The 24,227-nt window shown below is 65.1% G+C and carries 25 protein-coding genes; 5 read left to right on the top strand and 20 right to left on the bottom strand.

What is annotated here, in order from left to right; genetic code table 11:
• Positions 1 to 11 precede the first annotated feature (11 nt).
• Complete coding sequence (locus VC352_RS11610; protein ID WP_322979715.1) at positions 12 to 455, top strand: hemerythrin domain-containing protein; 444 nt, start codon at positions 12 to 14, stop codon at positions 453 to 455.
• Between the two features lie 102 nt (positions 456 to 557).
• Positions 558 to 1,100: an REP-associated tyrosine transposase gene (locus tag VC352_RS11605; protein ID WP_322979714.1), complete on the top strand. Its 543-nt coding sequence runs from the start codon at positions 558 to 560 to the stop codon at positions 1,098 to 1,100.
• Positions 1,101 to 1,198: 98 nt separating this feature from the next.
• Here VC352_RS11605 and ureC read toward each other — a convergent pair whose 3' ends face one another.
• From ureC to VC352_RS11575, 6 genes are all read right to left on the bottom strand, one after another.
• Positions 1,199 to 2,899, bottom strand: coding sequence for an urease subunit alpha (ureC, locus tag VC352_RS11600; RefSeq protein WP_322979713.1), 1,701 nt, complete (start codon positions 2,897 to 2,899; stop codon positions 1,199 to 1,201).
• 133 nt (positions 2,900 to 3,032) lie between these two features.
• Positions 3,033 to 3,341 carry an urease subunit beta gene (locus VC352_RS11595; RefSeq protein WP_322979712.1) on the bottom strand — a complete coding sequence of 103 codons (309 nt, stop codon included), beginning with the start codon at positions 3,339 to 3,341 and terminating at the stop codon, positions 3,033 to 3,035.
• Entirely contained in the window at positions 3,341 to 3,871 is a 531-nt protein-coding gene (locus VC352_RS11590) for a GNAT family N-acetyltransferase (protein ID WP_322979711.1), read from the bottom strand. The genes VC352_RS11595 and VC352_RS11590 overlap by 1 nt, the downstream gene beginning before the upstream one ends.
• A 4-nt stretch (positions 3,872 to 3,875) precedes the next feature.
• Positions 3,876 to 4,385: a GNAT family N-acetyltransferase gene (locus VC352_RS11585; RefSeq protein WP_322979710.1), complete on the bottom strand. Its 510-nt coding sequence runs from the start codon at positions 4,383 to 4,385 to the stop codon at positions 3,876 to 3,878.
• A gap of 3 nt (positions 4,386 to 4,388) precedes the next feature.
• A complete protein-coding gene (ureA, locus tag VC352_RS11580) occupies positions 4,389 to 4,691 on the bottom strand; it encodes an urease subunit gamma (RefSeq protein ID WP_017678731.1) in 303 nt (100 codons plus the stop codon).
• Between the two features lie 80 nt (positions 4,692 to 4,771).
• Positions 4,772 to 5,608, bottom strand: a complete 837-nt coding sequence (locus VC352_RS11575; RefSeq protein ID WP_322979709.1) for an urease accessory protein UreD — start codon at positions 5,606 to 5,608, stop codon at positions 4,772 to 4,774.
• Positions 5,609 to 5,778: 170 nt separating this feature from the next.
• Between VC352_RS11575 and VC352_RS11570 the strand changes: the two genes are divergently transcribed.
• Entirely contained in the window at positions 5,779 to 6,492 is a 714-nt protein-coding gene (locus VC352_RS11570) for a sulfite exporter TauE/SafE family protein (RefSeq protein WP_322979708.1), read from the top strand.
• A gap of 66 nt (positions 6,493 to 6,558) precedes the next feature.
• Here VC352_RS11570 and VC352_RS11565 read toward each other — a convergent pair whose 3' ends face one another.
• The 5 genes from VC352_RS11565 to VC352_RS11545 form a co-directional block, all read right to left on the bottom strand.
• A complete protein-coding gene (locus VC352_RS11565) occupies positions 6,559 to 7,317 on the bottom strand; it encodes an SDR family NAD(P)-dependent oxidoreductase (RefSeq protein ID WP_322979707.1) in 759 nt (252 codons plus the stop codon).
• Positions 7,318 to 7,454: 137 nt separating this feature from the next.
• Positions 7,455 to 8,213: an amino acid ABC transporter ATP-binding protein gene (locus VC352_RS11560; protein ID WP_322979706.1), complete on the bottom strand. Its 759-nt coding sequence runs from the start codon at positions 8,211 to 8,213 to the stop codon at positions 7,455 to 7,457.
• Entirely contained in the window at positions 8,206 to 8,868 is a 663-nt protein-coding gene (locus VC352_RS11555) for an amino acid ABC transporter permease (protein WP_322979705.1), read from the bottom strand. The genes VC352_RS11560 and VC352_RS11555 overlap by 8 nt, the downstream gene beginning before the upstream one ends.
• 10 nt (positions 8,869 to 8,878) lie before the next feature.
• Positions 8,879 to 9,520: an amino acid ABC transporter permease gene (locus VC352_RS11550; RefSeq protein ID WP_322979704.1), complete on the bottom strand. Its 642-nt coding sequence runs from the start codon at positions 9,518 to 9,520 to the stop codon at positions 8,879 to 8,881.
• 268 nt (positions 9,521 to 9,788) lie between these two features.
• Positions 9,789 to 10,670: a transporter substrate-binding domain-containing protein gene (locus VC352_RS11545; RefSeq protein ID WP_322979703.1), complete on the bottom strand. Its 882-nt coding sequence runs from the start codon at positions 10,668 to 10,670 to the stop codon at positions 9,789 to 9,791.
• A 176-nt stretch (positions 10,671 to 10,846) separates the two neighbouring features.
• Here VC352_RS11545 and VC352_RS11540 point away from each other — a divergent pair, with 176 nt between their 5' ends.
• Positions 10,847 to 12,340 carry a PLP-dependent aminotransferase family protein gene (locus tag VC352_RS11540; protein WP_322979702.1) on the top strand — a complete coding sequence of 498 codons (1,494 nt, stop codon included), beginning with the start codon at positions 10,847 to 10,849 and terminating at the stop codon, positions 12,338 to 12,340.
• Positions 12,341 to 12,455: 115 nt separating this feature from the next.
• Here VC352_RS11540 and VC352_RS11535 read toward each other — a convergent pair whose 3' ends face one another.
• A complete protein-coding gene (locus VC352_RS11535; protein ID WP_322979701.1) occupies positions 12,456 to 13,775 on the bottom strand; it encodes an aspartate aminotransferase family protein in 1,320 nt (439 codons plus the stop codon).
• Positions 13,776 to 13,955: 180 nt separating this feature from the next.
• Between VC352_RS11535 and VC352_RS11530 the strand changes: the two genes are divergently transcribed.
• Entirely contained in the window at positions 13,956 to 14,741 is a 786-nt protein-coding gene (locus VC352_RS11530; protein WP_322979700.1) for an aldolase, read from the top strand.
• A 142-nt stretch (positions 14,742 to 14,883) separates the two neighbouring features.
• Here VC352_RS11530 and urtE read toward each other — a convergent pair whose 3' ends face one another.
• From urtE to VC352_RS11490, 8 genes are all read right to left on the bottom strand, one after another.
• Complete coding sequence (urtE, locus tag VC352_RS11525; protein ID WP_322979699.1) at positions 14,884 to 15,582, bottom strand: urea ABC transporter ATP-binding subunit UrtE; 699 nt, start codon at positions 15,580 to 15,582, stop codon at positions 14,884 to 14,886.
• A 104-nt stretch (positions 15,583 to 15,686) separates the two neighbouring features.
• The gene (gene urtD, locus VC352_RS11520; RefSeq protein ID WP_322979698.1) at positions 15,687 to 16,523 is read right to left on the bottom strand and encodes an urea ABC transporter ATP-binding protein UrtD; all 837 of its coding nucleotides are present in this window, start codon (positions 16,521 to 16,523) and stop codon (positions 15,687 to 15,689) included.
• Positions 16,520 to 17,608 (bottom strand): urea ABC transporter permease subunit UrtC, encoded by a 1,089-nt coding sequence (gene urtC / locus VC352_RS11515; protein WP_322979697.1) that lies wholly within the window; start codon positions 17,606 to 17,608, stop codon positions 16,520 to 16,522. The genes urtD and urtC overlap by 4 nt, the downstream gene beginning before the upstream one ends.
• 111 nt (positions 17,609 to 17,719) lie before the next feature.
• Entirely contained in the window at positions 17,720 to 19,294 is a 1,575-nt protein-coding gene (gene urtB / locus VC352_RS11510) for an urea ABC transporter permease subunit UrtB (RefSeq protein WP_322979696.1), read from the bottom strand.
• A 209-nt stretch (positions 19,295 to 19,503) separates the two neighbouring features.
• Positions 19,504 to 20,769 carry an urea ABC transporter substrate-binding protein gene (gene urtA / locus VC352_RS11505; protein ID WP_322979695.1) on the bottom strand — a complete coding sequence of 422 codons (1,266 nt, stop codon included), beginning with the start codon at positions 20,767 to 20,769 and terminating at the stop codon, positions 19,504 to 19,506.
• Positions 20,770 to 20,833: 64 nt separating this feature from the next.
• A complete protein-coding gene (locus tag VC352_RS11500) occupies positions 20,834 to 21,541 on the bottom strand; it encodes a GntR family transcriptional regulator (RefSeq protein ID WP_322979694.1) in 708 nt (235 codons plus the stop codon).
• Positions 21,542 to 21,549: 8 nt separating this feature from the next.
• Positions 21,550 to 23,349: an allophanate hydrolase gene (gene atzF / locus VC352_RS11495; RefSeq protein WP_322979693.1), complete on the bottom strand. Its 1,800-nt coding sequence runs from the start codon at positions 23,347 to 23,349 to the stop codon at positions 21,550 to 21,552.
• A gap of 223 nt (positions 23,350 to 23,572) precedes the next feature.
• Complete coding sequence (locus VC352_RS11490; RefSeq protein ID WP_322979692.1) at positions 23,573 to 24,166, bottom strand: MarC family protein; 594 nt, start codon at positions 24,164 to 24,166, stop codon at positions 23,573 to 23,575.
• Positions 24,167 to 24,227: the final 61 nt, after the last annotated feature.

The following is a 24,227-nucleotide window of genomic DNA, read 5'->3' as shown; positions in this document are numbered from 1 at the left end:
GAGATGCCCGCATGACGATTTTCGAAGCCTTGCGTATCAGCCACGACATTCAGCGCGACCTGGCGCAGAAACTGGTCGCCACCCAGGGTGATAGCGCTGAGCGCCATGCCCTGTTCTCTCAGCTCAAGCGGGAGCTGGCCGTGCATTCGGTGGCTGAGGAACGCCATTTCTATATCCCCCTGATGCAGCAGGATGCGGGCGTCGACCTGTCGCGCCATGCGATTGCCGAGCATCACCAGATGGACGAGATGATCGAGGATCTCGAGGCAACCGACCCCAGCAGCCCGAGCTGGCTGGCGCAGGCCAAGGCGCTGGCGCACAAGGTCGAGCATCATCTCAAGGAAGAGGAGCACACCTTCTTCCAGATGGCCGGCAAGCTGCTGCGCGACAAGGAAAAAGAGCGACTGGCCGGTGACTACCTCGGCGCTTATGACGAGATGAAGCAAGCGTCCTGAATGGGCTAGCCTCAATGGCAGCGGCGGGTTTCACCCGCCCTACACATGACCGTAGGGCGGGTGAAACCCGCCACCTATCACATCTGCAACAAGGACGTTGCCATGCCCGACTACCGTCGCGCCGCCGTTCCTGGCGGCATCTATTTCTTCACCCTCGTCACCGAGCGGCGCCAGCCGATTCTGACCTATCCCGATATTCGCCAGGCTCTGCGCGAGGCAATCCAGACGGTACGCCTGACCCAGCCCTTCACCATCGACGCCTGGGTATTGTTGCCCGATCACCTGCATGCCATCTGGCGTTTACCGCCTGACGACGCGGACTTTTCCAATCGCTGGCGACTGATCAAGCGGCATGTCACCCATGCTTGTCGCAACTACAACCGTATCGACCTGCTAAGCGAGCGACGCCAGGCAAAGGGACAAGGCACGCTTTGGCAGCAACGCTTCTGGGAGCATCTGATTCGTGACGAGGACGACTACGCCAGGCACTTCGACTACCTGCACGGCAACCCGCTCAAGCATGGGCTGGTGACGCGTGTGCGGGATTGGCCCTGGTCGTCGTTTCATCGTTGGGTGAAGGAGGGCGTTTACCCCGTCGATTGGGGCGGGGATATGGGGATGGATAACTTGGGTGTCGGTGAATGAATTGGCGGGTTGCACCCGCCCTACAGGTTTGGGCAGGCGGGCAATCACCTACCCCGTAGGGCGGGTGAAACCCGCCATTGTTGTCTCGGCCAGTCATCTCAGAACAGGAAATACCGCTGCGCCATCGGCAGCACGTCGGCCGGCTCGCACCAGAGCAACTGGCCGTCGGCCTTGACCTGGTAGTTCTGCGGATCGACCTCGATATTCGGCAGGTAGCCGTTGTGGATCAGGTCGGTCTTCTGCACCTCGCGGCAGCCTTTGACCACGCCGATCTTCTTCTTCAGGCCAAGCCGCTCGGGTACGCCCGCCTCGAACGCCGCCTGGCTGATAAAGGTGATGCTGGTGGCATGGCGGCTGCCGCCGTAGCTGGCGAACATGGGTCGGTAGTGCACCGGCTGTGGCGTCGGGATCGAGGCGTTGGCGTCGCCCATCAGGCTGGCGGCAATCGCCCCGCCTTTTAGGATCAGCGTTGGCTTCACGCCGAAGAAGGCCGGGCGCCACAGCACCAGGTCTGCCCACTTGCCCACTTCGATCGAGCCCACCTCGTGGCTGATACCGTGGGTGATCGCCGGGTTGATGGTGTACTTGGCGATGTAGCGTTTGGCGCGGAAGTTGTCGTTGCCGGGCGCGTCTTCGGGCAGCGGGCCGCGCTGCTTCTTCATCTTGTCGGCGGTCTGCCAGGTACGGGTGATGACCTCGCCGACGCGGCCCATGGCCTGGCTGTCGGAACTGATCATGGAGAACGCGCCGAGGTCATGCAGGATGTCCTCGGCGGCGATGGTCTCGCGGCGGATACGCGATTCAGCGAAGGCCACGTCCTCGGCGATGCTGGGGTCGAGGTGGTGGCAGACCATTAGCATGTCCAGGTGTTCGTCGATGGTGTTGCGAGTGAACGGCCGGGTCGGGTTGGTCGAGGACGGCAGCACATTGGGGAAGCCGCAGGCCTTGATGATGTCCGGCGCGTGGCCGCCGCCGGCACCCTCGGTGTGGTAGGTGTGAATGGTGCGGCCCTTGAACGCGCCGAGGGTGGTCTCGACGAAGCCGGACTCGTTCAGCGTGTCGGTATGGATCGCCACCTGCACGTCGTACTGGTCGGCGACCGACAGGCAGTTGTCGATGGCGGCCGGAGTGGTGCCCCAGTCCTCGTGCAGCTTGAGGCCGATGGCGCCAGCTTTGACCTGCTCGATCAGCGGCTCTGGCAGCGAGGCGTTGCCCTTGCCGGTAAAGCCCAGGTTCATCGGGAAGGCATCGGCAGCCTGCAGCATGCGCGCCATGTGCCAGGGGCCGGAGGTGCAGGTGGTGGCGTTGGTGCCGGTGGCCGGGCCGGTGCCGCCACCGATCATGGTGGTGACGCCGCTCATCAGCGCCTCTTCGATCTGCTGCGGGCAGATGAAGTGGATATGGGTGTCGATGCCACCAGCGGTGAGGATCATGCCTTCGCCGGCGATCACCTCGGTGCCGGCGCCGATGGCGATGGTCACGTCCGGTTGGATATCCGGGTTGCCGGCCTTGCCGATGGCGGCGATGCGGCCGTCCTTGAGGCCGACGTCAGCTTTGACGATGCCCCAGTGGTCGATGATCAACGCGTTGGTGATCAGCGTATCGACCACATCGGCGGCGCACAGCTGGCCCTGGCCCATGCCGTCGCGGATCACCTTGCCGCCGCCGAATTTCACTTCTTCACCGTAGGTGGTGAAGTCCTTCTCCACTTCGATCCACAGGTCGGTGTCGGCCAGGCGCACCTTGTCGCCGACGGTGGGGCCGAACATGTCGGCGTAGGCTTGTCTGCTGATTTTCATATTCGCTTCCCTTGTGGCGCGAAGGCTGGCGCGTGTTTGTCTGTCAGGGGATGAGAGGCTGCGGTTCTTCTGTAGGAGCGGTTTTAGCCGCGAAACCGTTATCGCGGCTAAAGCCGCTCCTACAAGTGTCACCTCAATCCAGGTCGCCCATCACCCGGCCGGCGAAGCCGAACACGCGGCGTGCACCGGCCAGCTCGACCAGCTCCACGTCACGGCTCTGTCCGGGTTCGAAGCGCACCGCTGTGCCAGCCGGGATATTCAGGCGCATGCCACGGGTGCTGGCGCGGTCGAACAGCAGCGCGTCGTTGGTTTCGAAGAAGTGATAGTGCGAGCCGACCTGAATCGGTCGGTCGCCGCTGTTGGCCACGGACAGGGTCAGGGTGCGGCGACCGGCATTGAGCTCGATCTCACCGTCGGCAATCTGGTATTCGCCGGGAATCATCAGTTAGGCCTCGCAAGCGTCTTGTAGTAGATGGCATTGGCCCGGTAGGTGCCGTCCGGGCCGCAGGCGTAGTCGGGTAGGCCACCGATGCACTGGTAGCCGAGGTGGTGATAGAGCTGTTCTGCATCGCTGCCAGCCTCGGTATCGAGGTACAACAGGCCACGCTCACGGGCCGCCGCTTCCTGCTCGACGGCGTGCATCAGCAGGCAGGCGATGCCGCGACGGCGCGCCGTGCTGAGTACCAGCAGTTTCTGAATCTCTGCGCGGTTCAGCCCGTTGGGCTTCTGGCACAGGCTCAGCTGCACGCTCCCCAGTACGCGGCTCTGCTCATGGGCCACCCAGAGCAGCATGGAACCGTCGACAACGCCCGCCTGTACCTGGGCGAAATACTCGGCGGCGCCTCGCTCGTCGAGATCGGCGAGAAAGCCTATCGATGCACCATCGTTGACCGCATCGAGCAGCAGGACGATCAAGCCTTCGCGGTATTTGGCGAAGTTGGCGCTGTCGATTCGCTGAAGTGTCACGCTCACTGGGTCACTCCTCGGCGCCGAGGATCAGTTGCATGAAAGTCAGATCCAGCCAGCGGCCGAACTTGCGGCCGACCTGGGGCATCTGTCCGGTGGTGACGAAGCCGAGGCGCTGGTGTAGGCGAATCGAGGCGGCATTTTCTGACTCGATGGCGGCGACCATGACGTGCAGCTTGGCGGCGCGGGCGCGTCCGATTAGTGCCTGCATCAGCGCCGAGCCAAGGCCCTGGCCGCGTTGGTCGGCGCGCACGTAGACCGAATGCTCGACGGTGTGGCGGAAGCCTTCGATGGTGCGCCAGGTGCCATAGCTGGCGTAGCCGAGTATTTCGCCGCCAGCGTCACGCGCCACCAGCACGGGAAAGCCCGCGGCCGTGCGTTCGGCCAGCCAGGCACGGCGGTTGGCGAGATCCACCAGGGTCTCGTTCCAGATCGCCGTGGTGTACTCCACGGCATCGTTGTAGATGGCGAGGATGCCAGGTAGATCGGCTTCGCCGGCGTCGGCTATGGAATAACTCATGAGTTATGCAATCGGCTGGTGAACGGTCACCAGCTTGGTGCCGTCGGGGAAGGTGGCTTCGATCTGGATCTCCGGGATCATCTCCGGTACGCCTTCCATCACCTGATCGCGGCTCAGCAGAGTGGTGCCGAAGTGCATCAGCTCGGCCACCGTCTGACCGTCGCGGGCGCCTTCGAGCAGGGCGGCGGAGATATAGGCCATGGCTTCCGGGTAGTTCAGTTTCACCCCGCGCGCCAGGCGGCGCTCGGCCACCAGGCCGGCGGTGAAGATGAGCAGCTTGTCTTTCTCGCGTGGACTCAGATCCATCGTGTTACTCCAAAAGGGCGTTGCCTGGCATCGCCGAAATGCGTCGTGGGGTAGGGCGGGTGTCGCTTTTACATCCGCCGTCATGTGCTCCAGATTCGGGGTGGCGCGGCTTCACGCCCCAGCAGCGCCGGGCGCAGCAGGCGCCAGAGTTCGATCAGCCAGGCACGCGCCTTGAGCGCTTCGCTGGCCAGGCAGCGCGCGACCAGCAGGCCCGACAGCTGGCTGAGATCACCGCGCACACCTTCAATCTTCAACTCGCGGCAGCGCTCCAGTAACTCGGCATCCAGCTCGCCGCTGACCAGCAGGGTGGCGAATACCGGTTGGCCGTCGAGGCCGATGGGGGAATCGAGCAGGCCGTCGCCGCCGCTGACGCGCTGGCGCTCATGCCACAGCAGTTTGCCGTCGCGGCGGACATCCAGCGCGGCCTGGAAGTGGCCGCTGGTAAAGCGCTCGTCGGCAGCCGGGCGGCCGAGGGCGACGATGTCCCAGTAGAACAGGCGGGCGTCGCCCTGCAGCTCGATCTGCGTGTGCAGTTCGGCCTGGGCGCCAGCGTAGATGATGGTTTCCTGCGGCAGCCATTCCAGGGTGGCGCCGGCGTCGACGCGCAGGCGCAGGTCCTGATGGGCCACGCCTGCTGCGCGGTACCACTTGGCCGCGCCGGGACTGGTGAGCTGCACCCAGGTGTTCTCGCCGGCATGGGCGCTGATGTCCAGGCGGTCGCCGCCGGCGATGCCGCCGGGCGGGTGAACGATGATGTGCTGGCAGACTTCCGGCCCTTCTGCGTACAGATGCTTCTGCACTCTAAGAGGGCCGAGGTGGCGCCTGTGCACCGGCGTGGTGCGTTCGCCGTGGCGCGCGTAGGCCAGCTCCAGCTCAGCGGGCCAGCTTGGCGTGAACAGGGCAGCAGGCAGATTCATGTCGAGGCAGCGGTTCCGCAGGATAGTTGACCGAGTGGGCAAGCAAGAGGCGTGCCCTGAACCAATTCGGTGCGCCTTTGCGCCTGTGGCCAGTCGTGCTGCCGTATCTGGCTCTGCCTTCTCACGCCTGGCCGGCTCTAGAGTGGGGCGTCGATTCGTGTGGAGCACTTATGTTCACCTTTATCGCCTTCGCCGCCGGCCTGGTGCGCGGCTACAGCGGCTTCGGTTTCGCCATGCTGATGGCGCTCGGATTGATGCTGCGCCTGCCGCCGGCCGAGGCGGTGCCGGTGGCGTTGATTCTCGACGTGGCCTGCAGCGTCACGCTGTGGCCGGCAGCGTTGCGCGCCGTGCATGGGCGTGTGCTGGGCCGCCTGTTGGTCGGCATGCTGCTGGCCGTGCCGCTGGGCGCCTGGCTGTTGCTGTGGCTGCCGGCCCGCATCATGGCTCCATTGGTGGCGATGCTGTGTTTGTGCGGCGGCGTGCTGGTGTTGTGGCGGCCGACCGTTGCCAAGCCGGTGAGCCAGGGCATGGCCTGGTTGGCGGGGCTGGCATCCGGGCTGGCGACCACCTTGGCTTCGGCCGGCGGCCCGCCCTTGATGATCTACCTGCTGCGCAGCGGCCTCGATGGACGCCAGTTGCGCGGCACGGCGGTGCTGTTCTTCCTCGCCAGCAGTAGCGCGGCGCTGGTTGGGTTGGGGCTTGCAGGTGTGCTGAACGGCGCGCTGTGGCGGCTGGCGCTGGAGCTGGCATTGCCGGCGCTGGTCGGCAACCTGCTCGGCCAGTGGCTGCATCCGCGCTGGCAGCCGTTACCGCTGCGGGTGCTGGTCGGTGGGCTGCTGGTGTTGCTGTCGCTGGGCAGCCTGCTGCGGGCGTTGTGGGCGTAGGGCAGGGGTATCACCAGACACGGGTGATATGGCGGGTTGCACCCGCCCTACGGTGAGTTGCGTCCTTCAGTCACGGTCGATGGCGAAGGGCGACCAGGCCTGGCGGCTCGGCATGATTTCCAGGCGGTTGATGTTGATATGGTCGGGCAGGGTGGCGACGTAGAAGATCTGCTCGGCGATATCTTCGGCGGTCAGCGGCGTGGTGCTGCCATACAGCGCGTCGGAAGCGGCCTGGTTACCCTTGGTGCGCACCAGGGTGAATTCGGTTTCGGCCATGCCGGGGGCGATGTCGGTGACGCGCACGCCAGTGGATACCAGGTCGCACCGCAGGTTGAAGCTGAACTGTTTGACGAAGGCCTTGGTGGCGCCATACACGTGGCCGCCCGGGTAGGGCCATTCGCCGGCCACCGAGCCGATGTTGATGATGCTGGTGCCCTTGCCGATTTCCAGCAGCTTGGGCAGCACGGCGTGGGTGACGTTGACCAGGCCGGTGACGTTGGTGTCGATCATGGTGTGCCAGTCTTCCAGGGCAACCTTCTGCGCCGCCTCCGGGGCCAGCGCCAGGCCGGCGTTGTTGACCAGCACGTCGATACGGTCGAATGGCGCCTGCAGGCCGTCGACCAGCGTCTTCACTGCGGCGGCGTCACGCACGTCGAGTGCGGCGATATGCACCGGCACCTTGTCCTGCAGTTCGGCCTTCAGCTCTTCCAGGCGCTCCAGGCGTCGGCCGCTGAGTACCAGCGCCCAGCCGGCCTCGGCGAAACGTCGTGCCGTGGCGCGGCCGAAACCGGATGTCGCGCCTGTGATGAATGCCACCTTGCTCATGGATAACCTCGTTTTGCTATCAGGGTTCATGGCCTGCTCCCGCATCCGCTGTTGGGGCAGTGAGAACAGTCCTATTGGGGCGGTGCGTCAGTGTATGGCCTTGGCCGCTAGGGCGCGCGCCACAGCTGGTCGCGGATTCATGCGGACAGTTCGAGGAACTTGCGCACGCGTTCGGTTTCCGGGTTAGTGAAGAACTTCTCTGGCGCGGATTTCTCGATCAGCAGGCCCTTTTCCAGAAACACCACCTGATCCGACACCGCGCGGGCGAATTCCATTTCGTGGGTGACCACGATCATGGTGTAGCCCTCGCTGGAGAGGTTCTTCATCACGGTGAGCACTTCACCGACCCGCTCCGGGTCGAGTGCCGAGGTCGGCTCGTCGAACAGGATCACCTCCGGGCTCATGGCCAGGGCGCGGGCAATCGCCACGCGCTGCTTCTGCCCACCAGAGAGGGTGTAGGGAAAGGCCTCGGCTTTCTGTTCCATGCCGACCTTTTCCAGCAGCGTCTGGGCGATGGCGCGGGCTTCGTCCTTGCGCATCTTCTTCACCTGCATCGGCGCTTCCATGACGTTCTGCAGCACGTTCAGGTGCGGCCACAGGTTGAAGCTCTGGAACACCATGCCGGTCTTGGCGCGAATCGCCGCCAGGTCGCGGTTGTTCATGCGCTTGCCCAGGGCATCCACGCCGATGCGCTGGCCGGCGATGTGAATGTTGCCGCGATCCGGCTCTTCGAGCCAGTTGATGCAGCGCAGCAGGGTGGACTTGCCCGAGCCGGACGAGCCCAGCACGCTGACCACCTCGCCCTTGTTCACGGTCAGCGAGATGTCGCGCAGTACCTCGACGCCGTCGAAGCTCTTGGAAAGATTGTCGATCTGTACCGCAGGTGCCTCAGGCATGTTCGAAACCTCGTTTGGCGCCGAACCGGCTCGCCCACTTGAGCGCCAGTTCCAGGCAGATGCTGATGAGCCAGTACAGGGCGATGACCACGATGAACGCCTCGGTGGGGATGAAGTAGGTGGCCTGCACCGAGTTGGCCGCGGCGGTCAGTTCCTGCACGGTGATGATGGTGAGAAAGGCGGTGTCCTTGAGTGCGTAGATCAGCTGATTGCCGAGCAGCGGGCGGGTGCGGATCACCAGTTGCGGCAGGATGATCCGCCAGTACAACCGAGCAGGGCGAAAGCCATGAGCCTTGGCCGCCTCGACCTGGCCGAGCGGCAGCACCAGGCGCGCACCGCGCAGAATCTCGGCGAAGTAGGCCGCGTGATAGATGGCCAGCGCCACCAGGCCCGCGCCCCAGGCGCTGGGTTTGATGCCCAGCGCCGGCAGGCCGTAGTAGAGCAGGTAGGCCAGCACCAGGAAGGGCAGCATGCGCATCAGGTTGATCGCCCCGCGCAGCAGGGTCGACAGCCAGGTGCGGCCCTCCAGCAGGTAGACGCTGAAGCAGCCGATGGCGAAGGCCGCCAGCACCGACAGGACGAACAGGATCAGGGTGTTGAGTGCGCCGTTGAGGAAGGCGCCGCGCGCCTCCCAGATGATGCTCCATTCGGTCATGGTCGCGTCCTCACATGGCCAGTCGGTTGGCTTTCTTCTCGGCCACGGCCTGCACCTTGAGCAACACGCCGATGATCAGCATGTACAGCAGGGCAGCGGCGAGAATCGGTGGCAGCGGCTCGTAGGTCACGGCGCTGATGCGGTTGGTCACCCGGGTCAGGTCGACGATGCCGATCACGGCGATGGCCGGGCTGCTCTTGATCAGGAAGGACATCTCGTTGACCAGGCCGGGCAGGCTGCTGGTGATCATCTGCGGCAGCATGATGCGGCGGAAGAACACGCCGTTGGTCATGCCGCAGGCCAGTGCCGCTTCCTTCTGCTCGCGGGAGAAGCTGATGAAGGCCGTGCGCCAGACTTCGGCATTGAAGGCCGCGGTATTCAGGGTGAGGGCGAGAATCGCCGCCGTGTTGCGATCCATGGCCAGGCCGAAAGTGGGTGCCGAGAGAAAGATGAACAGCACTAGGGTGACCAGCGGCGTGGCGCGCGCCAGGCTGACGTAGAGCACCAACGCCTGTTCCAGGAAGGGAATGCGCGCCATGCGCAGCAGGGCGATGCCCAGGCCGATGACCACCCCCAGGGCGATGGCGATCGAGGAGATCCACAGAGTCGTCCAGGCGCCTTCGAGCAGCAATAACCAGGCTTGTCCGTTCATGTCGGGCTCCCAGAAAAATGATGGGGTGTGTCTAGCAAGGTCAGGGCCAGCGCTGGCCCTGAGAGCCTGTTCACGATCTGCTGCGCGTCGGCCATGCTGCGTTGAAACCAGCCTCAAAATGCTCATTTACAACTCGTAAAGTCGAACGCGACTCCGAGCGTTTTTCGCCTGGTTTCGCGGGGCCGCCATCGGTGTTGCCTGGCTCTAGCTCGCGAGATCGTGAACAGGCTCTGAGAGTGGAGCGCCCGACACGGGCGCCCCGGCGGTGTCACATGCCGGCCAGCTTGTGGAACTGCTCGACCGTGGTGATCGGCTCCTTGGGCATGGCCGGGAAGGCTTCGCCGAACCACTTGGTCTGCAGCTCGGCGAGGCGGCCGTTGTCGCGCACTTCGCTCATGAAACCGGTGAGGAACTTGAGCAACTCGGGGCTGCTCTTGGGCACCGGCCAGGCGGCGAAGCCATCGCCGGACACGGCAATGCCCTTGGCGAAGGTATCGCCACGGGTCTTGACCAGGTCGTTGACCGAGATCAGCGCGTTGATCACGTAGTCCAGGCGGCCATTGGCCAGGTCGGCGTAGGCCTCCGGGTAGGACGGGTATTCGGTCACGGTGCCGATCTCGCAGCCTTTGTCAGCCATCATCTTCTTCAACTCCGGCAGGCGCGCGAGCAGGGCGCTGCCGGCCTGCAGGCCGACGGTCTTGCCGCACAGGCTGGCGATGTCGCTGAGGCGGTCGTCACCGGCGCGCTTGACGTAGAAGTGCTGCGCGGAGGCGAAGGGCGGGGCGAAGTTGAACACGCGCAGGCGGTCGTCGGTGACCAGCGCGCCGGTGAAGGCCATGTCGTACTGGCCGGACGAAACTGAGGCGAGCAGGCCTGTCCAGGGCAGGATTTCCTGCTTGACGTCGAAGCCCTGCGCCTTGGCGTACGCCTTCAGGTCTTCCAGCAGCTCCTTGTGAAAGCCCTCCGGCTTGCCGTCGACGATGAAGTTGAACGGCGCGTAGTCATCCTCGGTGGCGACGGTCATCACACCCTTGCTCTTGATGTCGTCGAGGTCGGCATGGGCGCTCAGCGAGGCGCCGACCAGGCAACTGGCCAGGGCCAGCTTGCGCAGCAGGCCGAAGGGTTTGGAATCGGTTTTCGATGGCTTCATGGGCGTGCTCCAGAGGTGTCGACAAGGGTTGTCCAGGCCGCTCGGCGGCGGTTTCGTTTTCACCTTAGAGACGCCCGGCACGGCGGAGATAGGGGCAGTTCTGGCCTTTGTTCTGGCCAGCGACAGTGGCGCGCTACTTGCTAAACCACAGGGTTGTTTGGCTGTTGGAGGGCGCCATGATCGACCACTTCTACCACCTCGATTTCGACCGTCAGCGCGGCCTTCAGGAGCAGCTTCGCGAGTCGCTGGTGTCGGCCATTCTCGGTGGCGGTTTCCCTGCCGACGAGCCGCTGCCGTCGTGTCGCAAGCTGTCCCAGCAGCTGTCGGTGTCGCGCAACACCGTGGCGCTGGTGTACGAGAGCCTGCTCGACAACGGCTACCTGATCAGCCGTCCACGCAGTGGCTACTACCTGCACCCCGACTACTGCGGCCAGACCGATGCCGTGCTGCGCATGACGCCGCTGCGCAAGCCGGAACCGTCGGATGCCAGTAGCGCCGCCACTGCCCCGGATTGGGCCGCGCGCTTTCGCATGCAGCCCAGTTTGAAGCACGGCGTGTTGCGCCCGAGCAACTGGAGCCGCTTCACCTACCCGTTCATCTACGGCCAGCCGATCAGCGAGCTGTTCCCGCTGGAGCGCTGGCGCGAGGTGTCACGCAAGAACCTCAGCGGTGAGCGCGACCAGCTCTGGCTGGGCGACCGCTTCGACCGTGACGATGAACAGTTGATCGAGCAGCTACGCACCCGCGTGCTGCCCAAGCGCGGCATCTGGGCGCGGGCCGACGAGATTCTGGTCACTCTCGGTTCGCAGAACGCGCTGTACCTGCTGGCCAGCCTGCTGATGGCGCGCGGGGTGCGCGTCGGTATGGAGAACCCGGGGTTTCGTGATGCCGCGAGCATCTTCGACCTGCACGGCGCCAAGGTGCACCTGCAGGATGTCGACGACCAGGGCCTGGTGGTGGATCGGCGGCTGGATGACTGCCAGTACCTCTACGTGACGCCAGGGCACCAGGTACCGACCGGCGTGGCGATGAGCACGGCGCGGCGCGAACAACTGCTGCGGCAGATTCGTGAGCACGATCAGGTGTTGATCGAGGACGACTACGACGCCGAGTTCAACCTCGACAACCACCCGCTGCCGGCGCTCAAGGCCAGCGACAGCAGCGGTCGGGTGATCTACCTGAGCAGCCTGTCGAAGGCTTTCGCGCCGGGGCTACGCATTGGTTATATGGTCGCCGACGCCGAACTGATCGACGAACTACGAGCCTTGCGCCGGCTGATGTACCGCCACCCGCCGCTGAACAACCAGCGCATGCTCGCCGACTTCCTCGCCCAGGGGCATTACGACGCGCACCTGCGGCGCTTTCGCGAGGAGCATTGCCGCCGCCGCGAGCTGCTCTACCAGGCGCTGCGCAGTGACCTGAGCAATTGCCAGCCGATGGGTAGCCCAGGTGCCAGCGCCTGCTGGCTGGCCGCGCCTGCGGGCGTCGATACCCAGCACCTGGCCTGGGCGGCGGCGCAGCAGAGCGTGCTGATCGAATCCGGGGCGCAGTTCTTCCTCGGTGATGGCGAGGCACCGAAGAACTTCATGCGCCTGGGCTTCCATGCCATTGATGCCGAACGCATTCGGCCAGGCGTGCAGAAGCTGGGAGAGGTGCTGGCGGGGTTGTAGCTCCCTCTCCCATTTATGGGAGAGGGTTGGGGAGAGGGTGGTGAAGGTTGCTCTGCATTATTGATCAAACCCTCTCCCCCGGCCCCTCTCCCGCAAGCGGGAGAGGGGAGAAAAGCTAGCCAAAACGCGGCGCGAACAGGGCGAATACCTCGTCGAAGATCGCCAGCGCCTCGTTTACCTGCGCGGCGCTGACGATGCACGGCGGCACCACATGGATGCGGTTCTCCACCACGAAGCTGAGCAGCCCGCGCGCGGTCAGCGCCGCCTTCATTTCCTGCATCACTGGCGCCGGCATCGGCGTTTTCTTCTGCACATCGCTGACGAATTCCAGGGCCCAGAACAGGCCGACGCCCCTTGCCTCGCCGATCATCGGGTAGCGTTCGGCCAGCTTCTTCAGGCCTGGGCCGAGCACCTGGGCGCCTATTTCACGGGCGTTCTCCACCATGCCTTCCTCGCTCATCGCATCTAGCGTGGCGACGATGGCGGCCATGGCCAGCGGGTGGCCGGAGTAGGTCAGGCCACCGGGGAAGAAGTGGTTGTCGAAGTGCTCGCAGATCGGCTTGGAGATCATCACCCCGCCGGCCGGGACGTAGCCGGAGTTGACGCCCTTGGCGAAGACGATCAGATCCGGCACCACGCCGAAATGCTCCAGCGCCAGCCATGCGCCGGTGCGGCCGAAGCCGGCCATCACTTCGTCGCAGATCAGCAGGATGCCGAACTCGTCGGCCAGCTTGCGCACGCCCTGCATGTAGCCTTTCGGCGGCACCAGAATGCCGGCGGTGCCGGGAATGCTCTCCAGCAGGATGGCGGCGATGGCGCCCGGCCCTTCGCATTCGATGACCCGGCGCAGGTGCTGCAGGGCGCGCGCGCATTCCTCTTCCTCGTTCACCGCGTTGAACTCGCTGCGGTACAGGTAGGGATTGAAGAAGTGCACGTGGCCACGGGCGTATTCGTTGGGCACGCGGCGCGGATCGCCGGTGGCGACGATGGCCGCGCCGGTGCTGCCGTGGTAGGAGCGGTAGGCGGAAAGGATCTTGTCGCGACCGGTGTACAGGCGCGCCATGCGCATGGCGTTCTCGTTGGCATCGGCCCCGGCGTTGGTGAAGAACACCTTGGAGAAGCCGGCCGGTGCGCGGGCGAGGATGCGCTTGGCCGCTTCGCCACGCATCAGGTTGGCAGTGGCCGGGGCGATGGTCACCAGGCTGCCGGCCTGCTCCTGAATGGCGGCGATCACCTTCGGGTGCTGGTGGCCGATGTTGGTGTTGACCAGTTGGCTGCTGAAGTCGAGGTAGCGTTTGCCGTCGTAGTCCCACAGCGTGCAGCCTTCGCCGCCGGCGATCACCAGCGGGTTGAGGGCGCCCTGGGTCGACCAGGAGTGGAAGACGTGCTGGCGATCCAGATCGTGGACGTACTGGTTGCTGATCGGTGTGCTCATGATGACCTCGGGCTGGTCGTTGCGGATGGCTGCACCTTAGGAACAAAGCACCTGCGTGCCGTAGGGCCAGATGCCGGAAGTGGCCGGGTCAGTGCGTCTGGCTCAATGACGCCGGGCAACTGTCCCTAGGCGTGCTCAGCCTGCCGGTTAGGCTGGGGCATCCCTTTCAGGAGTGAAGCCATGGCCCATGCATTCGAAATCAACAGCGCCCCGCCGGCGTCTACTGAGGGCCTGACCAGCCCCGCGATCGCCCAGGCGCGTATCGACCTGGCCGCCTGCTTGCGCATGGCCGCCCGGCTCGGCATGGGCGAGGGCATCTGCAATCATTTTTCCGTGGTGGTGCCGGGGCGGCCCGAGCTGTTTCTGGTCAACCCTTATGGCCTGGCCTTCGCCGAGGTCACGGCCTCGTCGCTGTTGATCTGCGATTTTGACGGGCGCGTGGTGCTGGGCGAGGGCCGCCCGGAGGCCACGGCGTTCTTTATCCATGCACAGTTGCACCGCCTCAATCCGCGCGCCACGGCAGCGTTCCACACCCATATGCCCAACGCCACGGCGCTGTGCATGCTGGAGGGCGAGCCCTTCGTCTGGGCCGGGCAGACGGCATTGAAATTCTATGAGCGTCTGGCGGTGGATGAGGATTATCAGGGCCTTGCCCTGAACTACGCCGAGGGCGAGCGCATCGCCCGTGCGGCGGGTGATGCCGATGTGCTGATGCTGAAGAACCACGGCCCGTTGGTGCTGGGGCCGAGCATTGCCGAAGCCTGGGACGACCTCTACTACCTGGAGCGCGCCGCCGAGGTGCAGCTCAAGGCCATGGCCAGCGGCCGGCCGCTGAAGGCCGTGGCGCCGGAGATTGCCAGTGCGGCGTGCCGGCAGATGTTGCAAGGCAACGCCGAAAGTGCGCACCTGCACCTTGAGAGCGTGAAGCGTCAGTTGTTGCGCGAAGGCTCGGATTTCGCCGAGTAACTGGCTGGTGGGCGGGTGAAGCGTCGCCCACCCTACAAATCGCTCGCCTGCCGTAGGGTGGGCCGGGCGGCGCTCCGCTTCAGCCCACCAATTGAAGCTTCCTGGAGGTATCTGGCGGGTTTCACCCGCCCTACATTGCTTGTCAGATCGCTACCAGGCCGCGCACGCCTTCGGTCTCCATGTTCTCGCCACGGCCTTGCTGGACGATCTCGCCACGGCTCATCACGAGATACTGGTCGGCCAGTTCGGCGGCGAAGTCGTAGAACTGCTCCACCAGCAAGATGGCCATGTCGCCACGGGCGGCGAGCTTCTTGATCACTGCGCCGATCTCCTTGATGACCGAGGGTTGGATGCCTTCGGTGGGCTCGTCGAGGATCAGCAGGCGCGGCTGGCTGGCCAGGGCGCGGCCGATGGCTAACTGCTGCTGCTGACCACCGGACAGGTCACCGCCACGGCGATGTTTCATCTCGCGCAGCACCGGGAACAGCTCGTAGATGAATTCGGGCACGGCCTTGGCCTGGCTGCCGGGAAAACGCGACAGGCCCATCAGCAGGTTTTCTTCCACCGTCAGGCGGCCAAATATCTCGCGGCCCTGCGGCACGTAGGCGATGCCCGCGTGCACACGCTGGTGCGGTTTGAAGCCGGTAATGGCCTTGCCTTCCCATTGCACGCTGCCGTCCTTGGCCGGGATCAGGCCCATCAGGCATTTGAGCAGGGTGGTCTTGCCCACGCCGTTGCGGCCGAGCAGGCAGGTGACTTCGCCGACCTTCACATCGAACGACAGGCCACGGAGGATGTGGCTGCCGCCGTAATACTGGTGGAGTTGTTGGACTTGCAGCATGGGAATGTCCTTAACCGTTGTTCGGTGCGCACGGCGCACCCTACGGAGCGCCAGCCTTCTCCCCTCTCCCGCTTGCGGGAGAGGGGCTGGGGGAGAGGGGCTTTTCAGCGCCCCAGATAAACCTCGATCACCCGCTCGTCGTTCTGCACCTGCTCCAATGAGCCTTCGGCCAGCACGCTGCCCTGGTGCAACACGGTGACGTGGTCGGCGATGGAGCCGACGAAGCCCATGTCGTGCTCCACCACCATCAGCGAGTGCTTGCGTGCCAGCGACTTGAACAGCTCGGCGGTGAACTCGGTCTCGGCGTCGGTCATGCCCGCCACCGGCTCGTCGAGCAGCAGCAGGTGCGGCTCCTGCATCAGCAGCATGCCGATCTCCAGGAACTGCTTCTGCCCGTGCGAGAGCAGGCCAGCCGGGCGGTTGCGTGAGCTGTCCAGGCGGATGATCTGCAGCACTTCGTCGATGCGGTCGCGCTGCTCGCCGCTGAGTTTGGCGCGCAGGCTGGCCCATACCGATTTGTCGGTCTTCTGCGCCAGTTCCAGGTTCTCGAACACCGAGAGCGCTTCGAACACCGTGGGCTTCTGGAACTTGCGGCCGATGCCGGCCTGGGCGATTTCCACCTCGCTCATGCGGGTCAGGTCGAACTGTTCGCCGAAGTAGGCCACGCCATTGTCCGGGCGGGTCTTGCCGGTGATGACGTCCATCATGGTGGTCTTGCCGGCGCCGTTGGGGCCGATGATGCAACGCAGTTCGCCGACGCCGATGTACAGCGTCAGGTTGGTCAGCGCCTTGAAGCCATCGAAGCTGACGTTGATATCTTCCAGGGTGAGGATGGTGCCGTGGCGCACGTTGACGCCCTTGCCCAGTACCGGGCGGGTGTCCAATGCGGCGGGATCGAGCGCGGCTTCGAGCATGATTTCAGGTACCGGAGTGGCTCTCATTGATCCTTCTCCTTGCGCAGCAAGCCCACCACGCCACGCGGCAGATACAGGGTGACGACGATGAACAGGGCACCGAGCGCGAACAGCCAGTATTCCGGGAAGGCCACGGTGAACCAGCTCTTCATGCCATTGACGATGCCGGCGCCGAGCAACGGTCCGATCAGCGTGCCGCGCCCGCCGAGGGCGACCCAGACGGCGGCTTCGATCGATTGCGTCGGCGCCATCTCGCTGGGGTTGATGATGCCCACCAGCGGCACGTACAGCGCCCCGGCCAGGCCGCACAGCACCGCGCTCAAGACCCAGATGAACAGCTTGTAGCCACGCGGATCGTAGCCGCAGAACATCACCCGGTTCTCGGCGTCACGCAGGGCGGTGAGTACCCGGCCAAACTTGCTGCGCGCCAGGCGAAAGCCCAGGTACAGGCTGCCGACCAGCAGCGCCACGGTGGCCATGAACAACACGGCGCGGGTGCCCTGCGCGGTGATATCGAAGCCGAGGATGCGGGTGAAGCCGGTGAAGCCGTTGTTGCCGCCGAAGCCGGTTTCGTTGCGGAAGAACAGCAGCATGCCGGCGAAGGTCAGTGCCTGGGTCATGATCGAGAAGTACACGCCCTTGATCCGCGAACGGAAGGCGAAGAAGCCGAATACCAGGGCCAGCAGGCCGGGCGCCAGTACCACCAGGCACATGGCCCAGAGGAAGCTGGAGGTGCCGTACCAGTACCAGGGCAGCTCGTTCCAGGCGAGGAAGCTCATGAACGCCGGTAGGCCGTCACCGGCACTCTGGCGCATCAGGTACATGCCCATGGCGTAGCCGCCGAGGGCGAAGAACAGGCCGTGGCCCAGCGACAGCATGCCGGCGTAGCCCCAGACCAGATCCAGCGCCAGGGCGACGATGGCGTAGCAGAGGATCTTGCCCACCAGGGTCAGGCTGTAGGCGGAGACATGCAGGGCATGCTCGGCGGGCAGCAGGTGCAGCAGCGGCATGGCGATGAGGATCGCCAGCACCAGCAGGCCGATGCCCAGTGAGACCTGTGGGCCAAGCTTGGCGCTGGCGCGGGCCAGCAGCGTTTGATTTATCGCATTCATCAGTCGATCACTCGTCTGTTATTTGCGTAGGGCGGGTGCAACCCGCCGCACAGCGATGGCGTTCGGTAGAGGTGGCGGGTTTCAGCCGCCCTACGGTCGAGGGCGCGCTCATCAATCGATTACCCGGCCTTTCAGGGCGAACAGGCCTTGCGGGCGTTTCTGGATGAACAGAATGATCAGCGCGAGGATGAGGATCTTGCCCAGCACGGCGCCGATCTGCGGCTCGAGGAACTTGTTCACCACCCCCAGGCCGAAGGCAGCCAGCACGCTGCCGGCCAACTGGCCGACACCGCCGAGCACCACCACCAGGAAGGAGTCGATGATGTAGCTCTGGCCGAGATCCGGGCCGACGTTGCCGATCTGGCTCAGGGCCACGCCGCCGAGGCCGGCGATGCCTGAGCCGAGGCCGAAGGCCAGCATGTCCACGCGGCCGGTGGGTACGCCGCAGCAGGCGGCCATGTTGCGGTTCTGCGTCACTGCACGCACGTTGAGGCCCAGGCGGGTCTTGTTCAGCAGCAGCCAGGTCAGCACCACCACGAACAGGGCGAAGCCGATGATGACGATGCGGTTGTAAGGCAGCACCAGATTCGGCAGCACCTGCATGCCGCCGGAGAGCCAGGCCGGGTTGGCCACTTCGACGTTCTGCGCACCGAAGGTGACGCGTACCAGTTGAATCAGGATCAGGCTGATGCCCCAGGTAGCCAGCAGGGTTTCCAGCGGGCGGCCGTAGAGGTGGCGAATCACCGTGCGCTCCAGCGCCATGCCGATGCAGGCGGTGACGACGAAGGCAATCGGCAGCGCGGCCAGCGGATAAAGCTCAAGATAGCCAGGGGCGAGCTTCTGGAAACTCAGCTGCACCACGTAGGTGGTGTAGGCGCCGAGCATCAGCATTTCGCCGTGGGCCATGTTGATCACCCCGAGCAGGCCGAACGTGATGGCCAGGCCGAGGGCGGCGAGCAGCAGGATCGAACCCAGCGACAGGCCGCTGAAGGCCTGGCCGAGCACCTCGCCGATCATCAACTTGTTGTTGATCCGCGCCAGGCTCTGACGCGCGGCGCTGAGCACCTCGGCGTCGCTTTCCTGGCCACCGTCGAGCAGCGCCTGTAGGCGGGTGCGTGCCAGCGGCTCGCCAGTTTCGCCCAGGCGCTGCACGGCGGCCAGGCGCACGGCAGGATCTTCGGCCACCAGTTGCAGGTTGGCCAGGGCCAGGGTGATGGCGTCTTTTACCGCGTCATCGGCTTCGATGCTCAGACGGCTTTCCAGCAGTGGCAGCAGGGCTGCGGGGGTGTTGCGTTGCAGTTGCTGGGCAGCTTCCAGACGCAGAGCCGCATCGTCGCCGAGCAATTGATGGCTGGCCAGCGCGGTGGCGGTGAGGCCGCGCAAACGGTTGTTCAGGCGCACCTTGCGCGGCGTGCCGTTGGCTGCGGCCTCGCCTTCGACGGCCAGCCAGGTGGCGTCGTTCTGTTCGATGAAGGCGCGCTTGTCGGCATCGCTACCGACACGGCCCTGCTGCAGGGCCTGCAGCAGCGGCATGCGTTCAGCCTTGGGCGCGGCGGCCCAGCTTTGCAGCAGCTTGGCCTGCTTGCCGGCGTTGGCGGCGACGAAGTCGTCGGCCTCGCCCGCGTTCGCTGCCAATGGCAGGCAGAGCAGCAGGCTCAGCAAAATTCGGGTAAGGGCAGTGTGCATCAGGTGTGTCCTTGGCGTAGCCCGGATGCAATCCGGGACGGCTCTTCCCGGATTGCATCCGGGCTACTTTTTGCCCTCTCCCTAGCCCTCTCCCCCTCTTCATAAAAGAAAGGGGGGAGAGGGGCGGGTACGGTGCAGTGCATCGCTCCGTGCCGCTTGTCGCCCCTCTCCCGCTGCGGGAGAGGGGCTGGGGGGAGAGCGGCTTTGCCTCAGTTCGACTTGACCGGGTGATCCGGCTTCTTGTCGTTGCCTTCGATGTACGGGCTCCACGGCTGGGCGCGGATCGGGCTTTCGGTCTGCCAGACCACGGAGAACTGACCGTCATCCTGGATCTCGCCGATCATCACCGGCTTGTGCAGGTGGTGGTTGGTCTTGTCCATGGTCAGGGTGAAGCCGCTCGGCGCGGCGAAGGTTTGCCCAGCCATGGCCTCGCGCACCTTGTCGACGTCGGTGGTGCCGGCCTTCTCGACGGCCTGGGCCCACATGTGGATGCCCACATAGGTGGCTTCCATCGGGTCGTTGGTCACCACGGTGTCGGCGTTCGGCAGCTTCTTGGCCTTGGCGTAGGCCTTCCAGTCGGCAACGAACTTCTCGTTGACCGGGTTCTCCACGGACTGGAAGTAGTTCCAGGCCGCCAGGTGGCCGACCAGCGGTTTGGTGTCGATGCCGCGCAGCTCTTCTTCACCCACGGAGAAGGCCACCACCGGCACTTCGGTGGCTTCCAGGCCCTGGTTGGCCAGTTCCTTGTAGAACGGCACGTTGGAGTCGCCGTTGACGGTGGAGACCACGGCGGTCTTGCCGCCGGCGGCGAACTTCTTGATGTTGGCGACGATGGTTTGATAGTCGCTGTGGCCGAAGGGGGTGTAGATCTCTTCGATGTCCTTGTCGGCGATGCCCTTGCTGTGCAGGAAGGCGCGCAGGATCTTGTTGGTGGTGCGCGGGTAGACGTAGTCGGTGCCGAGCAGGAAGAAGCGCTTGGCCGCACCGCCGTCTTCGCTGAGCAGGTATTCCACCGCCGGAATGGCCTGCTGGTTTGGCGCGGCGCCGGTGTAGAAGACGTTCGGCGACATCTCTTCGCCTTCGTACTGCACCGGGTAGAACAGCAGGCCGTTGAGTTCTTCATAGACCGGCAACACGGATTTGCGCGACACGCTGGTCCAGCAGCCGAAGGTCACCGCCACCTTGTCCTGGGTCAGCAGCTGACGGCCCTTCTCGGCGAACAGCGGCCAGTTGGAGGCGGGGTCGACCACCACCGGCTCCAGCTTTTTGCCGAGCACGCCGCCCTTGGCGTTGATCTCGTCGATGGTCATCAGCGCCATGTCTTTGAGCGAGGTTTCCGAGATGGCCATGGTGCCGGACAGCGAGTGCAGGATGCCGACCTTGATGGTCTCGGCGGCCTGGATGGTCCAGGACAGGCCCATCGCGGCGATGGATGCGGAAAGGGTGAAGGCCTTGATCAGGCTGCGACGTTGCATGGTGCGATCTCCATTCACGAATGTGAGTAAGTGGACAGCGTTGTTATGGGGCATGCAGTGAAGGTCATGGCTCGGTTGCCGGCGCCACACGCTGGCGGGCGCCGTACAGCCTGTGCAGGGTGATGCTGTGCACCTGCGCCTGGCTGACCTCTATGTGGCTCTTGAGCAATTGCTGTGCCTCTTCTGAGCGACGGGTCAGGATTGCCTGCAGAATCTGCCCGTGCTCGGCGTAGGTGAGGTCGATGCGCGGCGCCTGGGTGAAGTCCAGGCGCCTTAGAATGCGGATCTTCTCGCTGACCTCACGGTGCACGCGGGCCATCTCCTGATTGCCGGCGGCGTCCAGCAGTTGGCAATGAAAGGCTTCGTCGAGCTGGGCCACGGCGGCGCCATCCTGCAAACGCTGCTCTTCCTGCACCAGCCAGGTGCGTGCGAGCGCTTGCAGTGCATCGGGGTGTTCGTCGATGGGGCGCTGGCAGATGCGCCGCACGGCTTCGAGTTCGAGGACGATGCGCAGCTCGTAGAGTTCGTCGAACTGGGCGAAGTCCAGTGCCCGCACCTGCCAGCCGCTGCGAAAGTGCACCTGCAGATAACCCTCGCGCTGCAGACGATGCAGCGCCTGGCGCACCGGCGTGCGGCTGGCGGCCATGCGCGCGGCGACTTCGCCCTCGGAGAAGCGATCACCGGGCATCAGGCGGAACTCGAAGATGTCGTCCTTGAGCCGAGCATAGATGCGCTCGGCCAGGCTCTGCGGGCGTTCGGCGGTACTCGACATGAGCGGCCTCAGGCCTTGGTGCTGGCGATGAAGGCGCGCCAGCCACCGAAGCTGGTGATGTCGCGTGCGCCATGCAGCGCATAGGGCTCGCAGATGAAACCCTTGACCCAGCGGCCGTCAGCCAGCTCCAGGTTGCCGATGCCCAGTGGTGGTGGGATCTCCGCGACGAACTCGCCGAAGCGCGCCTGCGGCACGTCCCACAGTTCGACGATGATCTCGGCGCCGTCCTCGGCGACCCGTGCCAGGCCCGGCTTGGGCGGTACGGTGCCGGGCAGGGCATACAGGCGGTAATGCGCGGCGCTGGTGGTCTGCTCCACTAGCACGGCATCGCGCGTGGTGAGCTGGAAGTTCAGCGGCATGCCGGTCAGGTGCGCGCCAACCACGGCCACGCGAATGCTGCCCGGTGCCGGCTGGCTGCTTTGTTCTTGAGCTGGAAGCGGCTTGCCGGTGGCGCCCAGCGGCAGGGCCAGTGCTTGCTGCCAGCGTTGGCCGAAGGCGGCCAGCGCCTGGTCATGCCAGGCCGGGGCGATCAGGGTGATGCCGGCCGGCAGGCCGTCCTCGCGAAAGCCCGCCGGCACGGCCAGGGCAGACAGATCGGCGAGGTTGGTGAAGTTGGTGTAGGTGCCGAACTGGCTGTTGAACAGCACGGGTTCCGCTTGCATCTCGGCCAGGGTGCGAATGGTCGGCGAGGTCGGCACGACCAGGGCATCGAAGCCGACCAGCGCCTCGTTGATCACGCGGCTCAGTTCGGCGCGGGTGTATTCCGCCTTGTAGGCGTCGCAGGCGCTGTACTTGTGGCCGTTTTCGACGATGCCGCGCACCACCGGGTTGATGTGCTCGGGGTTCACGCCTTCCACCGCGACGGTGCGCTCGGCGACCCAGGAGCCGTAGTAGAGCTGCTCGGCCAGTTGGCGGAAGGGGGCGAAATCGATCTCCACCAGCTCGGCGCCCAGTTCGCGCAGTTTGCCTAGCGCGGCCTCGTAGACGGCCTGGTTCTGGTTGTCGCCGAAGAACTCGGGATTGCTCGGCACGGCCAGACGCGGCTGGGCCGGCATGCCGACCTTGGCGCTGTGCGGGTTCTGCCGGCTGTAGGCATCGGCGGCGTCATAGCCGCCAGCGATAGTGGCTACGGCCAGCGCATCGCCGACTGTCAGGGCGAATACCGAAATGCAGTCGACGGTGCGGCAGGCCGGCACCAGGCCGGTGTTGGGCAGCCAGCCCTTGGTCGGCTTCAGTCCGACGATATTGTTGAAGCCGGCCGGCACGCGGCCCGAACCGGCGGTGTCGGTGCCCAGGGCGAAGGGCACCAGGCCACGGGCGACCACGCTGGCCGAGCCAGAGCTGGAGCCGCCGCTGACGTAGGCCGGGTCGAAGCTGTTGCTGACCGCGCCATAAGGCGAGCGCGTGCCGACCAGACCGGTGGCGAACTGGTCGAGGTTGGTCTTGCCGATCAGGATCGCTCCGGCTGCACGCAGGCGTGCGACCACGGTGGCGTCGGCTTCGGCGCTGTAGGCGAACTCGGGACAGGCGGCGGTGGTCGGCCAGCCGGCGGCGTCGATATTGTCCTTGATGGCGAAGGGCACGCCGTACAGCGGCAGCTTGCTGCTGTCGCCGCCAGCCGCTTGCAGCGCAGCGGCCAGCTCGGCGAATTGCGTGGCGAGCTGCGTTTCGCTGGCCAGGGCGATCCAGGCGTTATCGGCGGCGTCGAGTTCGGCACGCAGGGCGTCAATCAGCTCGGCCGGGGATTGGCCCTCGCAGTAGGCCTGTTGCCATTGGGCGAGGGTGAAGGCGTGAGGTGCAGTGAGCATGTGCTGAGATCCCATCTTGTATCCAAGTTGGGATCAGCAGAGCAATGACGGTGCCAGGTCGGCGCAAGCCAGTATTGTCAGGGGTTGCAGCGCGGCGGCAGGGGGGCTGGCGAGCGCTGGCGCACCGAGCTGGGGCTCACCTGCAAGCCAATGGTGCAGAGCCTGGGCGGTTGTCGGTAAACGCCGCGCACCCGGCGAGCGAGTGCGATATGAACCTGTCGCCTCAAGGCACCAGGTAGTTCTTCACCCCGGTGAAGATGATCTGCGCGGCCAGGGCGCAGACGAACAGGCCCATCAGGCGGCTGACGATCTGCAGGCCCTGATCACCGAGCAGGCGTTCGAACTGGTTGGACAGGTACAGCACCACGCCGACGGTGAGGCTGGCGAGGAAGATAGCCGCCACGGCTACCAGCTTGTCGTCCCAGTTCGGATGACCGGCGCCCATCAGCAGCAGCGCACCGATGGTGCCGGGGCCGACGGTGATAGGAATGGTCAGCGGCACGATGGTCACGTCCTGCTGCACGTTGTCGCTCTGCACCGCCGACTTGCCCTGCGCCATGCCGAGGGCGGAGATGAACAGCACGCTGCCGGCGCCGATGCGGAAGGCGTCGATGGTGATGCCGAACAGGGTGAAGATGTATTTGCCGAACAGGTACAGCAGCACGCTCGCCACCAGCACCCCGGCGGCCACTTTCCAGGCCAGGCGCTTGCGTTCCTTGAGCGTATAGCCGCGGCTCAGGCCGATGAAGCAGGACAGGACGAAGAAGGGGCTGTAGAGCACCAGCAGTTTCAGGTAGAGCGTGAACAGTTCGGACATCGAGGGCTCGTGTGCAGGGAGCAGTGAGAGTGGTGCAACGGAGTAGGGCGGGCGCAACCCG

The sequence above is a fragment of the Pseudomonas sp. C11 genome, from assembly GCF_034683865.1.
In the GTDB taxonomy this organism is placed as follows: domain Bacteria; phylum Pseudomonadota; class Gammaproteobacteria; order Pseudomonadales; family Pseudomonadaceae; genus Aquipseudomonas.
Note: the sequence above shows the minus strand (reverse complement) of the source record. Positions and strands in the feature narration are given on the sequence as shown.

Bases quoted from the DNA above. Each gene is read 5' to 3' on its own strand.
- VC352_RS11610 (WP_322979715.1), top strand. From the start codon at position 12: ATGACGATTTTCGAAGCCTTGCGTATCAGCCACGACATTCAGCGCGAC.
- VC352_RS11605 (WP_322979714.1), top strand. From the start codon at position 558: ATGCCCGACTACCGTCGCGCCGCCGTTCCTGGCGGCATCTATTTCTTC.
- ureC (WP_322979713.1), bottom strand. From the start codon at position 2,899: ATGAAAATCAGCAGACAAGCCTACGCCGACATGTTCGGCCCCACCGTC.
- VC352_RS11595 (WP_322979712.1), bottom strand. From the start codon at position 3,341: ATGATTCCCGGCGAATACCAGATTGCCGACGGTGAGATCGAGCTCAAT.
- VC352_RS11585 (WP_322979710.1), bottom strand. From the start codon at position 4,385: ATGAGTTATTCCATAGCCGACGCCGGCGAAGCCGATCTACCTGGCATC.
- ureA (WP_017678731.1), bottom strand. From the start codon at position 4,691: ATGGATCTGAGTCCACGCGAGAAAGACAAGCTGCTCATCTTCACCGCC.
- VC352_RS11575 (WP_322979709.1), bottom strand. From the start codon at position 5,608: ATGAATCTGCCTGCTGCCCTGTTCACGCCAAGCTGGCCCGCTGAGCTG.
- VC352_RS11570 (WP_322979708.1), top strand. From the start codon at position 5,779: ATGTTCACCTTTATCGCCTTCGCCGCCGGCCTGGTGCGCGGCTACAGC.
- VC352_RS11565 (WP_322979707.1), bottom strand. From the start codon at position 7,317: ATGAGCAAGGTGGCATTCATCACAGGCGCGACATCCGGTTTCGGCCGC.
- VC352_RS11560 (WP_322979706.1), bottom strand. From the start codon at position 8,213: ATGCCTGAGGCACCTGCGGTACAGATCGACAATCTTTCCAAGAGCTTC.
- VC352_RS11555 (WP_322979705.1), bottom strand. From the start codon at position 8,868: ATGACCGAATGGAGCATCATCTGGGAGGCGCGCGGCGCCTTCCTCAAC.
- VC352_RS11550 (WP_322979704.1), bottom strand. From the start codon at position 9,520: ATGAACGGACAAGCCTGGTTATTGCTGCTCGAAGGCGCCTGGACGACT.
- VC352_RS11545 (WP_322979703.1), bottom strand. From the start codon at position 10,670: ATGAAGCCATCGAAAACCGATTCCAAACCCTTCGGCCTGCTGCGCAAG.
- VC352_RS11540 (WP_322979702.1), top strand. From the start codon at position 10,847: ATGATCGACCACTTCTACCACCTCGATTTCGACCGTCAGCGCGGCCTT.
- VC352_RS11535 (WP_322979701.1), bottom strand. From the start codon at position 13,775: ATGAGCACACCGATCAGCAACCAGTACGTCCACGATCTGGATCGCCAG.
- VC352_RS11530 (WP_322979700.1), top strand. From the start codon at position 13,956: ATGGCCCATGCATTCGAAATCAACAGCGCCCCGCCGGCGTCTACTGAG.
- urtE (WP_322979699.1), bottom strand. From the start codon at position 15,582: ATGCTGCAAGTCCAACAACTCCACCAGTATTACGGCGGCAGCCACATC.
- urtD (WP_322979698.1), bottom strand. From the start codon at position 16,523: ATGAGAGCCACTCCGGTACCTGAAATCATGCTCGAAGCCGCGCTCGAT.
- urtC (WP_322979697.1), bottom strand. From the start codon at position 17,608: ATGAATGCGATAAATCAAACGCTGCTGGCCCGCGCCAGCGCCAAGCTT.
- urtB (WP_322979696.1), bottom strand. From the start codon at position 19,294: ATGCACACTGCCCTTACCCGAATTTTGCTGAGCCTGCTGCTCTGCCTG.
- urtA (WP_322979695.1), bottom strand. From the start codon at position 20,769: ATGCAACGTCGCAGCCTGATCAAGGCCTTCACCCTTTCCGCATCCATC.
- VC352_RS11500 (WP_322979694.1), bottom strand. From the start codon at position 21,541: ATGTCGAGTACCGCCGAACGCCCGCAGAGCCTGGCCGAGCGCATCTAT.
- atzF (WP_322979693.1), bottom strand. From the start codon at position 23,349: ATGCTCACTGCACCTCACGCCTTCACCCTCGCCCAATGGCAACAGGCC.
- VC352_RS11490 (WP_322979692.1), bottom strand. From the start codon at position 24,166: ATGTCCGAACTGTTCACGCTCTACCTGAAACTGCTGGTGCTCTACAGC.